This is a genomic window from Micromonospora sp. NPDC049060, from assembly GCF_040649055.1.
Classification (GTDB): Bacteria; Actinomycetota; Actinomycetes; order Mycobacteriales; family Micromonosporaceae; genus Micromonospora; species Micromonospora reichwaldensis.
The window spans coordinates 35,534-50,713 of record NZ_JBEZEV010000025.1 but is presented as its reverse complement, the minus strand read 5'-3'; the positions used below and the strand labels follow the sequence as shown (position 1 = coordinate 50,713).

The 15,180-nt window shown below is 77.6% G+C and carries 1 protein-coding gene; it reads right to left on the bottom strand.

Annotation, left to right across the window (positions count from 1 at the left end; translation table 11 throughout):
* Positions 1-67: 67 nt before the first annotated feature.
* Positions 68-15,037 carry an SDR family NAD(P)-dependent oxidoreductase gene (locus AB0B83_RS12905; protein WP_357578313.1) on the bottom strand — a complete coding sequence of 4,990 codons (14,970 nt, stop codon included), beginning with the start codon at positions 15,035-15,037 and terminating at the stop codon, positions 68-70.
* Positions 15,038-15,180 lie beyond the last annotated feature (143 nt).

Below are 15,180 nucleotides of genomic sequence, written 5' to 3'. Positions count from 1 at the left end.
CTCGGGGGTCGGTCGGACACGGTGTCGGAAGGAACGGCTCGCGCCGTACGGGGCGGCCGGACGGCCATCAGAGACCGAGTTCGGAGTCGATGAGGTCGAAGAGGTCGTCGTCGCTGGCCAGTTCGAGGTCGAGGTCGGGGTCGCCGCCCGAGCCGGCGCGCATCGTCCGCCACTTGGCGATGAGCACCTCCAGCCGGGAGCCGATCTGGTCGTGCAGCTCCGCCTCGACGCTGGCCTCGGTCAGCGACCGTTCCAGGTTCTCCAGGTCCGTGAGGACCGGCGGAACCTCCGGGCCGGTGTCCGGCGCCAGCTGCGACACCAGGAACGTGGCCAGCTCGTTCGGGTCCGGGTAGTCGAAGATCAGCGTGGCCGGCAGGCGCAGACCGGTCGCCGTGGTCAGCCGGTTGCGCAGCTCGACAGCGGTCAACGAGTCGAAGCCGATCTGGCTGAACGCCCGCCCGGGGGCGACCGCCGCGCGGCTGCCGTGCCCGAGCACGCTCGCCGCCTGCTCGCGTACCAGGTCGACCAGCAGGGTGTGGCGGTCGGGCCCGGCCAGGGCCGCCAGTTCGTCGGCGAGGGTGCGCCCGCCGCCGGTCGGCGCGCTCGACCGGGCGCTCGGCCGTTCCCGCCGCATGAGCCCGCGCAGCAGGGCCGGGGGCCGCTCGACCCGCTCGCCGAGCGCGGCGACGTCGATCCTGGTCGGCACGAGCACCGGCTCGGCCAGCCGCAGGCCCGCGTCGAACAGGGCCATCCCCAGGTCGGACGGGATCGCGAGCTGCCCGTCGCGGGCGGTGATCCGGGGGTCGGTCCGGTCCAGCTTGGCGGTCATCTCGCTGGCCTGCTCCCACAGCCCCCAGGCGAACGACCGGCCCGGCAGGCCCTCGGCCCGGCGCGCCAGGGCGAGCGCGTCGAGGAACGCGTTGGCCGCCGCGTAGTTGGCCTGACCGGGTACGCCGAAGACGCCCGCGCCGGAGGAGAACAGCACGAACCCGGCGAGGTCGAGGTGGCGGGTGAGCTCGTGCAGGTGCCACGCGGCGTCGAGCTTCGGCGCGAACACCGTGTCGACGCGCTGCGGGGTGAGGGCGGTGACGATCCCGTCGTCGAGCACCCCGGCGAGGTGCACGACCGCGGTCAACGGGTGCCGGGCCGGTACCGCGTCCAGGACCCGGGCCAGGCTGTCCCGGTCGGCCACGTCGGCCGCCACCACCGTGGCCTCGGCGCCCAGGGAGCGCAGTTCGGCGACCGTCTCGGCCGCGCCGGGGGCCCGCTCGCCGCGGCGGCTGACCAGCAGCAGCCGCCGTACGCCGTGCGTCTCGACCAGCCGCCGGGCGACCAGCCCGCCGAGGGTTCCGGTCCCGCCGGTCAGCAGCACGGTGCCGTCGGGGTCCCACGCCCGGGGCATGGTGAGCACCACCTTGCCGACGTGCCGGGCCTGGCTGACGTGCCGGAACGCCTCCGGCGCCTGGCGGACGTCCCACACCTGCGTGGGCAGCGGGGTGAGCGTCCCTCCCTCGAAGAGCCCGAGCAGCTCGACGAGCATGCGCTGCACCTCGTCGGGGTCCTCCAGGGTCAGGTCGAAGGCGGTGTAGGCCACCCCCGGGTGGTCGACGGCGACCTGGGCGGCGTCGCGGATGTCGGTCTTGCCCATCTCGATGAACCGCCCGCCGCGCGGCAGCAGCCGCAGCGAGGCGTCCACGAACTCGCGGGCCAGCGAGTCCAGCACCACGTCGACGCCCCGTCCGCCGGTGGCCTCGGCGAACCGGTCCTCGAAGTCGAGGGTCCGGGACGAGGCGATCCGGTCCTCGGCGAGGCCCATCGAGCGCAGGGCGTCCCACTTGGCGGGGCTGGCGGTGGCGTAGACGTCGGCGCCGAGGTGCCGGGCGAGCTGCACGGCGGCCATGCCGACGCCGCCGGCCGCCGCGTGCACCAGCACCGACTCGCCCCTGCCGAGCCCGGCCAGGTTGACCAGGCCGTGGTACGCGGTCAGGAAGACCACCGGCACGGAGGCGGCCTCGACGTACGACCAGCCGGCCGGCATCGGGGCCAGCAGGCGGCGGTCGGTGACCGCGACGGGCCCGAAGCAGCCCACGAAGACCCCGAACACCCGGTCGCCGGGGCGCAGGTCGGTCACCTCGGCGCCCACCTCGACGACCTCGCCGGCGCCCTCGCCGCCGAGCGGCCCCGCGTCGCCCGGGTAGAGGCCGAGCGCGTTGAGCACGTCGCGGAAGTTCAGGCCGGCGGCGCGGACGCGTACCCGGACCTCGCGGGGGCCGAGAGCGGCGTCGGCGGCGTCGGTCGGGACCAGGGTGAGGTTCTCCAGGCTGCCCCGCACCGGCGCGTCCAGCCGCCACGCGGCGGCCGGCGGTGCGGCGAGTTCGCCCGCCGAGCCGGCCCGCGCCAGCCGCGGCACGTACGCCGTGCCGCCCCGGAACGCGGCCTGCGGCTCGTCCGCCGCCAGTACGGCGGCGACCTGGTCGGGGCCGATCCCGTCGCCGTCGACGTCGACGATGACGACCTGGCCCGGGTTCTCCGACTGGGCGGAGCGGACCAGGCCCCACGCCGCCGCGGCGGCCGGGTCGGTCACCTCGCCAGCGTGGTGCACGGCCACCGCGCCCCGGGTCACCAGCAGCAGCCGCGACGCCGCCCAGCGGGGCTCCGTGAGCCAGCGCCGGACGAGGTCGAGGGCGCGGACGGCGGCGTGCCGCGCCGCGGCGGGAGTGGGCTGCGCGGGTTCCGCGTCGAGCGGCACGAGCACGGCCTCGGGCAGGGCCAGTCCCGCGTCGACGGCGTCGGCGAGCCCGTCCAGCCCGGGGTGCAGCCCGAAGCCGTCCAGGCCGGGGGCGACGGCCACGGCCTCGACCGGGGTGGCCGCGTCGGCCGGCGGCAGCGGCGTCCAGTCGAGCCGGAACAGGGCGTCGCGGGTGGCGCGGTCGTCGGTGACGGCCAGCTCGGCGGCGGAGATCGGCCGCATCGTCAGGGCGGTCACCTCGGCGACCGGGGCGCCGGTCGGGTCGGCGACGCTCAGCGCGATGGCGTGCGGTCCCACCTGGGTGAGCCGTACCCGCAGGGCGGTCGCCCCGGTGGCGTGCAGGCTGACGCCGTTCCAGGCGAACGGCAGCAGCAGCCGGCCGGCCCCGGCCCCGGCGAGGCCGCCGAAGTGCGCGGCGTGCAGGGCTGCGTCGAACAGGGCCGGGTGCAGGCCGTACCGGTCGGCGTCGACCCGCTGGGCCGCCGGCAGCTCCACCTCGGCGTAGACCTCGTCGCCGCTGGTCCACACCGCGCGCAGCCCCTGGAACGCCGGCCCGTACGCGTAGCCGTCGGCTGCCAGGCCGGCGTAGAAGCCGGTCAGGTCGACGGGGCGGGCGTCGCGCGGCGGCCACGTGGTGGGCTGCGGCGACGCGGCGGGCTGGTCGGCGGAGAGGGTGGCGCTGGCGTGCCGGGTCCACGGCCCCGCGGCCGGGCCGTCGGCGGGCCGGGAGTGCACGGTCACCGGGCGGCGTCCGTCGTCGCCGCCCGCGCCGACCGTCACCTGCACCTGGGTCGCGCCGTCGGCGGGCAGGGTCAGCGGGGCCTCGATGACCAGTTCGTCGAGGACCGGGTGGCCGATCTCGTCGCCGACGCGCAGGCAGAGTTCCACCAGGCCGGTGCCGGGCACCAGCACGCTGTCGGTGACCCGGTGGTCGGCCAGCCACGGCTGCGCGTCGGTCGACAGCCGCCCGGTGAACAGGTGCCCCCGCGTCTCGGCGAGCGCGACCGACGCCCCGAGCAGCGGATGCCCGGCGGCGTCCAGGCCGGCGGCGCCGACGTCGCCGGGACCGGAGACGGGCCGGGGCCAGTAGCGGCGGTGGGCGAACGCGTACGTGGGCAGGTCGACCCGCCGGCCGCCGGCCAGCGCGGGCCGCCAGTCCACCGCGACCCCGCACACGTGCAGCTGGGCCAGGGAGAGCAGGAACCGCGCCCGGTCGCCCTGGTCGCGTTGCACCGAGCCGACGACCACGCTCTCGCCGTCGTGGTCGGCGAGGGTCGCCTCGATGCCCACGGTGAGCACCGGGTGCGGGCTGCACTCGACGTACGTGTCGTGGCCCTGCCCGGCCAGCGAGCGGATCGCCTGTTCCAGCTCGACCGGCTGCCGCAGGTTGCGGTACCAGTAGTCCGGCCCCATCTCCTCGCCGTCGAGCCAGCGCAGGTCGGTGGTGGAGAAGAGCGGCACGGCCGCCGGGCCGGGGGCGATGCCCGCCAGCACCTCGGCCAGCTCGTCGCGCAGGCCCGCCACCTGGGCGGAGTGCGAGGCGTAGTCGACGGCGATGCGCCGGACCCGGGCCTGCTCGCCGGCCAGTTCGGCGAGGAGTTCCTCCACCGCCTGTGGCTCGCCGGACACCACGACGGCGGCCGGGCCGTTCACGGCGGCGACCGAGATCCGGTCGCCGAAGCGGGCGATCCGGTCGCGGACCGTGTCGGCGGGGAGCGCGACGGAGGCCATCGCCCCGTGCCCGGCCAGGGCCCGCAGCGCCCGGCTGCGCAGCGCCACCACCCGGGCGGCGTCGGGCAGGGAGAGCACCCCGGCGACGCAGGCGGCGGCGATCTCGCCCTGCGAGTGGCCGACCACGGCGGCCGGCTGCACGCCGTAGGAGCGCCACAGCTCGGCCAGCGACACCATCATCGCGAACAGCGCGGGCTGCACCACGTCGACCTCGTCGAGGCTGGGCGCGCCGGGCACCTGACGCAGCACGTCCAGCAGCGACCAGTCCAGGTACGGCCGCAGCGCCGCGTCGCAGGCCGCCATCCGCTCCGCGAACACGGGGGCCTGGTCGAGCAGGTCCAGTCCCATGCCGAGCCACTGGGAGCCCTGTCCGGGGAAGACGAAGACGCATCGGCCGACGGGCCGGGCCTCGCCCCGCGTCACCGCCGGGTCGGGCCGGCCCTCGGCGAGCGCGTCGAGGGCGGCGGCGACCTGGTCCGGCGACGCGCCGACCAGCACCGCCCGCGAGTCGAAGGTGCTGCGGCTGGTGGCCAGCGACCAGGCCACGTCGAGGGGCCGCTGGTCGGGCCGCTCGGCGAGGTGTTCCCGCAGCCGGCGGGCCTGCCCCGCGAGCGCCTCCGGGGTACGCGCGGAGAGCAGCCACGGCAGCGCGTACGCCTCCGTCGGCGTGGCTGCGGCGTCGGCGTCCGGGGTCGGCCCGGCGACCGCCTCGACGATCACGTGGGCGTTGGTGCCGCTGATGCCGAACGACGAGACACCGGCCCGCGCCGGCCGGTCCGCCGCGGGCCACGGGCGGGCCTCGGTGAGCAGCTCCAGCGAGCCCGACTGCCAGTCGACCCGCGAGCTGCGGCGCTCGGCGTGCAGGGTGCGGGGCAGCCGGCCGTGCCGCATGGCGAGGACCATCTTGAGCACCCCGGCGACGCCGGCCGCGGCCTGGGTGTGCCCGAGGTTGGACTTGACCGAGCCGAGCAGCACCGGCGGGGCGCCGGCCGGGCGCTGTCCGTACGTGGCGAGGATCGCCTCCGCCTCGATGGGGTCGCCGAGCGACGTGCCGGTGCCGTGCGCCTCGACGACGTCCACCTCGGCGGCGCTCAGCCCGGCGGCGCCGAGAGCGGCCCTGATGACCCGCTCCTGCGAGGGCCCGTTCGGGGCGGTCAGCCCGTTGGACGCGCCGTCCTGGTTGACCGCCGAGCCGCGGACCACGGCGAGCACGGGGTGGCCCCGGCGGCGGGCGTCGGAGAGGCGCTCCACCACCAGCATCCCGACGCCCTCGGACATGCCGAAGCCGTCGGCGTCCTCGGCGAACGCCTTGCACCGCCCGTCGGCGGCGAGGCCGCGCTGGCGGCTGAAGCCGGTCAGCCCGGCCGGGGTGGACATCACCGACACGCCGCCGGCCAGGGCCAGGTCGCAGTCGCCCTGGCGCAGGGCCTGCACGGCCAGGTGCAGCGCCACCAGGGACGCCGAACAGGCGGTGTCGACGGTGACGGCCGGCCCCTCCAGCCCGAGCGCGTACGCGACCCGGCCGGAGAGGACGCTGCCGGCCGTACCGGTGAGCAGGTGTCCCTCGTCGGCGGTGACCTCGCCGTCGTCGGAGACCACGCCGGGGGCGATCCGGTCGCCGTAGTCCTGCCCGTGGGTGCCGGCGAAGACGCCGGTGCGGCTGCCCCGCAGGGTGACCGGGTCGATGCCGCCGCGTTCCAACGCCTCCCAGGAGGTCTCCAGCAGCAGCCGGTGCTGCGGGTCCATCGCGAGGGCCTCGCGGGGGCTGATGCCGAAGAACGCGGCGTCGAAGTCGGCGATCCCGGTGAGGAACCCGCCGGAGCGCACGTACGTCCGGCCGGCCGTGCCGGGCACCGGGTCGTAGAGGTCGGCCAGCGGCCAGCCCCGGTCGTCGGGCAGGTCGCCGATGACGTCGGCGCCCGCGTCGAGCAGCCGCCACAGCTCCTCCGGGGAGCCGATGCCGCCGGGGAAGCGGCAGGCCATCGCGACGATGGCGACCGGCTCGTCCAGGGCGACGGTGCTCGCGTCGGTGACCTCGGTGGCGGCGGTGCCGAGCAGCCGGGCGTGCAGGTGCGCGGCGAGCAGCTCCGGGGTGGGGTGGTTGAACACGGCGTGCGGGGCGAGCCGGACGCCGGTGACGGCGGTGAGCCGGTTGCTCAGCTCCACGGCCATCAACGAGTCGAAGCCGAGTTCCTTGAACGGGCGGCGCGGCTCGACGTCGTCGGGGCCGGTGTGCCCGACCACGGTGGCGCACCGGGTGCGGACGAGGTCCAGCAGCAGGGCGGCGCGGTCGGGTTCGGCCAGCTCGGCCAGCCGGTCGGCGAAGCCCTTGGCGGAGGCGGGCGCCGAGTCGGCGTTGACGGCCCGACGGGGCGGCGGGGGCAGCAGCGCCCGCAGCAGGGCCGGTACCTCGCCGGAGGTGCGCACGGCGGCCAGGTCGAGCCCGATCGGCACCAGCGTCGCCCGGTCGACGCGCAGGGCGGCGTCGAGCAGCGCCAGCCCGGCGGCCGTGTCGAGGGGACGGGTGCCGCCCCGGGCGAGGCGGGCCAGGTCCGCCGGGGTGAGCCGGCCGGCCATCCCGTCCTGCGCGGCCCACAGCCCCCAGGCCAGGGCGGTCGCCGGCAGGCCCTGGGCGCGGCGGTGCGCGGCGAGCGCGTCGAGGAACGCGTTGCCGGCCGCGTAGTTGCCCTGGCCGGGGCTGCCGAAGGTGGCGGCGGCCGAGGAGAAGAGCACGAACGCGGCCAGGTCGAGGCCGGCGGTGAGCTCGTGCAGGTGCCACGCGCCGTGCACCTTGGAGCGCAGGGCCCGCTCCCAGCGGCCCGGGTCGAGGTCGGTGAGCAGCGCGTCGTCGGTGGCCCCGGCGGCGTGCACGACGGCGACCAGCCGGTCGGCGAGCGGGGCGACGACCTCGGCGAGCGCCGCCCGGTCGGCGACGTCGGCCGCGACCACCCGGACGGTGACGCCGGCGTCGGTCAACGCGTCCGTCCAGTCGCCGGCCCGGCCGGTGCGGCTGACGAGGACCAGCTCGGCGACGCCGTGCACGGTGGCGAGGTGGGTGGCGACGTGCCGGCCGACGCCGCCCGTGCCGCCGGTCACCAGCACGGTGCCGCCGGCCAGCGCCGGGACCGGCGTACCGGCCGGGGGCGGTTCGACGGGGTGGAGCCGGGGCAGCAGGACCCGGCCGTCGCGGACGGCGATCTCGGGCTCGTCCCCGGCGACGGCCAGCGCCGCCCGGAGGGTCGCGTCGTCGGTGGCGTCGAGGCTGAGCAGCAGGAACCGGTCGGGCTGCTCGGCCTGGGCGACCCGGACGAGCCCCGCCACCGGGGCGTGCACCGGGTCGCCGTCGCGGACGGCGAGGGCCAGGCGGGTGGTCTCCGCGCGGGGGTCGACCAGCCAGCTCTGGAGCACGCCGAGCACGGCGAGGCCGACGGCGTGGGCACGGTCGGGCACCGACCGGCCCGGCTCGCCGTCGCCGACGCGCAGCACCAGCAGCGGCGGCAGCGGCCCGTCCGGGGGTGTGCCGTCGGCGAGCGTCCAGGAGGGCGCGGGCGTCGCCGGGAACGCGGCGGGCGACCAGTCGACGGCGTACAGCCCGGCGGGGGCGGGCGGGGGCGCCGGCGTTTCGGCGGGCGGCAGGTCGAGGGTCCGCAGCACCACCCGGTCCACGTCGAGCACGGGCACGCCCGCGGCGTCGACGGCGCTCAGGGTCACCGCGTCCGCCCCGGCGGGGGCCAGGCAGACGCGCAGCGCGTGCGCCCCGGTGGCGTGCAGGCGCACGCCCGCCCACTCGGTGGGCAGCAGCCGGCCGGTGGGCGCGGCGTCGTCGCCGGGCGCGAAGTCGGCGAGCGGGAGCAGGCGCAGGGCCGCCTCCAGCACCAGCGGGTGCACGCCGTACCGCTCGGCGTCCGGGTCCCGGGCGTCCTCGGGCAGGCGTACGTCGACGAAGAGCCGGTCGGCGGCGACCCACGCGGCCCGGGCCAGTTCCCCGGCCATGCCCTGGTGCTGCGGGGTGGCCAGGTCCACCGGTCGGGCGCCGGTGGGCGGCCAGGCCGTGGCGAGGGCACCTCGGCCGCTCTCCGGGTCGACCGGGCCGAGCACGGCCTCGGCGACCTCCCGCCAGGGCTGCCCGTCGCCGGCCCGGACGTGGCAGTGCGCCACCCGGCGCCGGTGCTCGTCCGGCGCGGAGACGCCGACCTGCACCTCGAGGGTCGCCTCGGCGGGAAGCGGCACCGGATCGGGGACGCGCAGCCGCCGCACCGTCGGGGTGCCGAGCTGTTCGCCGAGGTGGGTGAGCATGTCCAGCAGGGCGCTGGCGGGCAGCAGCGCGGGAGTGCCGTCACCGGGGGCGGCCAGCCACGGCTGGGTGGCCGCGGAGACCTGCCCGGTGCAGACGACCTGCCCGGTGCCGGCGACCGCCAGCACGCCGCCGAGCAGCGGGTGCCCGGCGTCGGCCAGCCCGACGCCGACCGGTCCGCCGGCCACGGTCGAGGCGGGCAGCCAGTAGTGCCGGCGCTGGAAGGCGTACGTGGGCAGGTCGACGCGGCGGTGCGGCCCGGGGCCGGCGAGGGCGGCGCGGTCGACGGGGACGCCCCGGACGTGCAGCCGCGCCACGGCGGCGAGCAGCGCCTCCGGTTCGTCGGCGACGCCCCGCACGGCGGGCACGAAGGCCAGCTCGTCGGCCTCGGCGAGGAGGCAGTCCTGGGCCATCGCGGTGAGTACGCCGGCCGGACCGACCTCCAGGAAGGTGGTGACGCCCTGCCCGTGCAGGGCCCGCACGCCGTCGTGGAAGCGGACGGTGCCCCGCACGTGCGCCACCCAGTAGTCGGGCGAGCAGAGCCGGGCCGGGTCGACGGGGTGGCCGGTCAGGTTGGACACCACCGGCAGGTGCGGGGTGCGGTACGTGAGGCCGGCCGCCACCGCGCGGAACTCGTCGAGCATCGGCTCCATGCGCGGCGAGTGGAAGGCGTGCGACACCCGCAGCCGGCTGGTACGACGCCCGGCGGCGCGCAGGGTGGCCGCGACGGCCAGCACCGCGTCGGTGTCGCCGGAGACGACGACGCTCGTCGGGCCGTTGACGGCGGCGAGGCCCACCCGGTCGGTGAGGTGCGCGGCGACCTCGGCCTCGTCGGCCTCGACGGCGACCATCGCGCCCCCGGCGGGCAGCTGCTGCATCAGCCGGGCGCGGGCGGCGACGAGCGCCGCCGCGTCGGCGAGGGGGAACACCCCGGCCACGTGCGCGGCGGCCAGCTCGCCGACGGAGTGGCCGAGCACCGCGTCGGGGCGCACCCCCCAGGACTCCAGCAGGCGGTACAGCGCCACCTCGAAGGCGAACAGCCCCGGCTGGGTGTACAGGGTCTGGTCGAGCAGGTCGGCCAGTTCGTCGCCCTCGGCGGCGAAGACGACGTCCGCGACGGGATGCGGGGCGTGGCCGGCGAGGCAGCGGTCGAGTTCGGCGCAGGCCGCGTCGAAGGCGTCGGCGAAGACCGGGTACGCCGCGTGCAGCTCGCGGCCCATGCCGGCGCGTTGGCCGCCCTGCCCGCCGAAGAGCATGCCGAGCTGGCCGTCGACGACCCGGCCGGTCAGCACGGTCGGCACGTCCGGGTCCGCCTCGCCGCGGGTCAGCGCGGTCAGGCCCGTCCGGGCGGTGGCCGGGTCGCCGGCAAGCACCACGGCCCGGTGTTCGAGCGCGGCGCGGGTGGTGGCGAGCGCGTGCCCGACGTCGGCCGGGTCGGCGTCCGCCCCGGGCCCGTCGAGCCAGGTCAGCAGGCGGGCCGCCTGGTCCCGCAGCGCCTCGCCGGAGGCAGCGGCGAGCAGCCACGGCACGGGCGGTCGCCGGGTGGCGGAGGCCGGCCCGGACGACGGCTGCTGGTCCGCGACCTCGGACGACAGCTCCAGGTCCGCAGCCTCGGACGACGGCTGCCGGTCCGCGGTCCCGGGCCCGGAGGGTGGGTCGGCGGCGGGCGCCTCGACGATGACGTGCGCGTTGGTGCCGCTGATGCCGAACGACGAGACGCCGGCCCGCCGGGGCCGTCGCACCTCGGGCCACGGGCGGGCCTCGGTGAGCACCTCGACCGCGCCGGCGGACCAGTCCACCTCGGACGTCGGGGCGTCCACGTGCAGGGTGCGGGGCAGCGTTCCGTGCCGCATCGCGAGCACCATCTTGATCACCCCGGCGGCCCCGGCGGCGGCCTGGGTGTGGCCGAGGTTTGACTTCAGCGAGCCCAGCCGCAGCGGTTCGGCGTCGCCGCGGCCCACCCCGTACGTGGCGAGCAGCGCCTGCGCCTCGATCGGGTCACCCAGCCGGGTGCCGGTGCCGTGCGCCTCGACGACGTCCACGTCGGCGGCGGAGAGCCCGGCCGCGTCCAGCGCCCGACGGATGACCCGCTCCTGGGCGGGCCCGTTGGGAGCGGTGAGCCCGTTGGACGCGCCGTCGGAGTTGACGGCGGAGCCGCGCAGCACGGCGAGGACGGGGTGCCCGCGCCGACGGGCGTCGGAGAGCCGTTCCAGCAGCAGCACGGCGACGCCCTCGGACCAGCCGGTGCCGTCGGCGCCCTCGCCGAACGCCTTGCACCGGCCGTCGGGGGCGAGCCCGCGCTGCCGGCTGAACTCCACGAACGCCTGCGGGGTGCCCATCACCGCCACGCCGCCGGCCACGGCGAGGGAGCAGTCGCCGGCGCGCAGCGCCTGGGCGGCCAGGTGCAGTGCCACCAGCGACGACGAGCACGCCGTGTCGACGGTGACCGCCGGCCCCTCCAGCCCCAGCGCGTAGGCGACCCGGCCGGAGACGACGCTGCCGGCGGTGCCGACGCCGAGGTAGCCCTCGGTGCCGGGCGGCGCCTGGCGCAGGTTCGCGGCGTAGTCGTGGTGCATGACGCCGGTGAAGACGCCGGTGGCGCTGCCGCGCAGCGAGGTGGGGTCGATGCCGGCCCGCTCGAACAGCTCCCAGGACGTCTCCAGCAGCAGCCGCTGCTGCGGGTCCATGGCGAGCGCCTCGCGCGGGCTGATCGCGAACAGGGTGGCGTCGAAGTCCGCCGCGTCGGTGAGGAACCCGCCCACCCGGACGTACGAGGTGCCGGGACGGTCGGGGTCGTCGGAGAACAGGTGCGCCAGGTCCCAGCCCCGGTCGGTGGGGAACTCCGTGAGCCCCTCCCGGCCCTGGTCGACCAGGTCCCACAGCTGTTCCGGGGAGGCGACGCCGCCGGGAAGCCGGCAGGCCATGGCGACGACGACCACCGGGTCGTCCACCGTGGATGGTGCGGACGGCCGGTCCGTCGCGGGGCCGGCCTGCCCGGTGGTGCCGCGCAGCCGGGCGGCGAGGTGCCGGGCGAGGGCGTCCGGGCTGGGCCGGTCGAAGGCGGCCGTGGCGGAGAGCCGTACCCCGGTGGCCCGGGCCAGCCGGTCGCGCAGGGCGACCGCGCTGACCGAGGTGAAGCCGAGTTCCTTGAAGGCCCGGCCGGGGCGCACCGCGGCCGGCCCGGACAGGCCGGCCACCTCGGCGGTGGCGGTGCGGACCAGATCCAGCAGGAGCCGGTCCCCCTCGGCGGTGCTCAGCCCGGCAAGCCGGCGGCGCAACTCGGCGGCGTCCCGGTCGTCGGCGTCGGCGTCGGGCGCCGCGACGGGCCCGCGCCAGGCGGGGTGCGCGGCGTCGGCGTGGCCCGCCGGGCGGGCGAGCACGACAAGGTCGTCGCCGTCGTGGGCCACGTCGAACGCGGCGAGATCGGCGCGTACGGCCGCCGGGACGACGCTTCCCGCCCCGGTTCCGGTGGCCGCGAGGGTGGCGGGCGACGGCTCCCGGTCGGCGTGCGCGGTCGTGCCGACGACCCGGGCCGGCAGACCGGCGGCCCGGCGGCGGGCGGTCAGGGCGTGCAGGGCGCCGACGGCCGAGGCGGCCCGCTCCCGGCCGGCGGCGCCCAGCAGCAGGGCGGACGGCGCGAGGACGGTGAACGAGGCGGCCGGGAGCCGGGTCGCGGCGTCCAGCCTCCCGGCGAGGCGCAGCAGCCGGGCGGTGTCCTCGTCGTCGGTCAGGTCGTCGTCGGACGGGCAGAGGAAGACCCCGCCGGGCGGCTCGTCGCCCGCCCGGTCGGCGGGCAGCGCGGCGACGTCGGCGCCGGCGCCGGCGGCGACAAGCTCGGTGACCAGGTCCACCAGGGCGGTCCCGGGCGTGGCGCCGAGGTGGAGCAGCCGCAGCCGGCGGACGCGGTGCGCGGCGACGAGGTGTCGGGCCAGCGCCGCGCCGGTCGTGCCGTCCGCGCCGGTGACCAGGACCGGGCGGTCCGGGTCGGCCACGCTGACCGGCCGCGCCGGCACGGCCGCCGGGGCGGGCACGAGGACGGCGTGCAGGGCGGCTCCGGCCCGCAGCGCGACCTGCGCGGCGCCGGCGTCCACCACGGCGGGGAGCAGGGCGGTCGAACGGTCTCCGGCGTCGCCGTCGACCAGCACGATCCGGTCCGGGTAGGCGGCCTGCAGACTGCGGCCGACCGCCTGGACCGCGCCGGCCGCCGGATCGGCCGGGTGCCACCCGCCGGCGGCGGGCGCGGCGACGGCAGCGTTCCCAACGGGGGCGTCGATCCGGAGGGCGGCGTCGGTCCCGGTGTCCAGGTCGCCGGCCACGCCGGGCGTGTCGCTCGCGGCGGGCGCGGCGGCAGGGCCGGTCAGCAGCACCAGGCGGGTGCCGGCGAACCGGTCGTCGTCGAGCCAGCCGCGCAGCCGGTCGGCGAGGTCCGCCGCGACGGCGTCGGCCGGCTCGACCAGCAGCACCGTCACGTCGGGCACGTCCGGGGCCTCGCGCAGGGCGGCCAGGTCCCGGTGGGACCGGACCCGGTCCCCGGGCGACGCCGCGCGCAGCGGTTCCACCAGCGCATCGCTCCCGCTGCCGACGAGCGCCCAGCGGCGGGCCGGGGCGGCGGCGGCCTGCGCGGCCGTCGGGACGGGCGCCTCGACCGGCGGTACGGCGGCCAGGTCGAGCGGCTGCCAGGCGAGCAGGCTCAGCGTCTCGTGGTGGCTGCCGTTGACCGCCCGCAGCCGCGCCGGCCGGTCGAGCAGGAGCCGGCGGGTGACCTTGCCGGAGGCGGTGCGGGGCACCTGCCCGATCTCGTACAGCTCCTCGGGAACCTTGTGGTAGGAGAGCTTCTCCCGGCAGGCCGCGTACCCGGCCCGGGGGTCGAAGCCCTCCGGCCCGGGCACCACGAACGCCACCGGCACCTCGCCGAGCACGTCGTGCGGGCGGCCGGTCACCGCCACGTCGGCGACGCCGGGCACCCCGCGCAGGGCCTCCTCCACCTCGGCCGGATGGATCTTCTCGCCACCCCGGATGATCAGCTCCTGGTGCCGCCCGGTGACGAAGATGTTGCCGTCGGCGTCGCGGCGGGCCAGGTCGCCGGTGCGGTACCAGCCGTCGCGCAGGGCGGCGGCGGTGACCTCCGGCAGGCCGTGGTAGCCGAGCATGACGCTCGGCCCGCTGACCCAGACCTCGCCCTCGGCGCCGGTCGGCACGTCCAGGCCGGTCTGCGGGCTGACCAGGCGCACCTCGACGCCGGGCACCGCGCGCCCGCAGGAACCCTCGACCCGGGGCTGGTCCGGCCGGGTGACGGCGATCGAGCCGCAGGTCTCCGTGCTGCCGTACGCGTCGAGCAGCGGCGCGTCGAAGACCTCGTCGAACGCCCGACGCAGCGCGCCGGTGGTGATCGCCCCGCCGACCAGGCAGACCCGCAGGGCCGGGGCGCGGAAGCCGCTCTCCCGGGCGGCGGTGACCAGGTGGTGGTACATGGCCGGCACACCGGCCAGCACGGTGGCCTCGTCCTCGTCGACCGCGCGCAGCACGTCGTCGGCGGAGAAGCCGTCGATGAGCCGGGCCGTGGCGCCGACGGCGGTCACGCTGAGCACGCACCCGATGTGGGAGAGGCTGTGGAACAACGGCAGCGGCCAGACCACCCGGTCGGCGTCGGTGAGCCCGGGGATCGGCACGTAGCAGGCGGCGACGGACCAGAGGCAGGTGCGCTGGGTGGAGAGCACGCCCTTGGGCCGGCCGGTGGTGCCGGAGGTGTAGAGCATCCAGGCGACCTCGTCGAGGCCCAGGTCGTCACGGGCGTCCACACCCGGCTCGGTGTCGACCAGGTCACGCCACGCGGTGACCCCGGCGGGCACCGGGCCGTCCCCGGTGACCACGACCCGCAGGGCCGGCCGGCCGGCGCGCAGGCGCAGCAGCTGGTCGAGGTGCCGCGGGTCGGTGACCACCAGCACCGCACCGGAGTCGTCCAGCAGGTGGGCCAGTTCCGCGTCGGTGCTGTGCGGGTTCACCGGTACGCCGACCGCGGCCGCCCGCGTCACGGCCAGCCAGGTCTCCACCGTCTCCACCCGGTTGCCGAGGCAGAAGGCCACCCGGTCGCCCCGCCCGACCCCCGACGCCGCCAGGTGACCGGCCAGCCGGCGGGTCCGCGCCGCCAGGTCGGCGTATCCGACCGCCCGGCGGTCGTCGCGGAACGCGACCTTGTTCCCCAACCTGGCGGCGTGCGCCTCGATCAGATCGGACAACGGCTGGATCAGGTCGCTCCGAAGCATGTCACCACATCCGTCCGTCGGCGAGACTTCTCATCCGCGGCGTAGACCCCGCTCGCCGTAGCGGCCCAAGTCTTCCGAGCACCCTGCCGGCGTCCTACCCCTGTCACCCCCTAAGTCGTCCCCAGTTCGGACCGCTGATCAGG

Bases quoted from the DNA above. Each gene is read 5' to 3' on its own strand.
- AB0B83_RS12905 (WP_357578313.1), bottom strand. From the start codon at position 15,037: ATGCTTCGGAGCGACCTGATCCAGCCGTTGTCCGATCTGATCGAGGCG.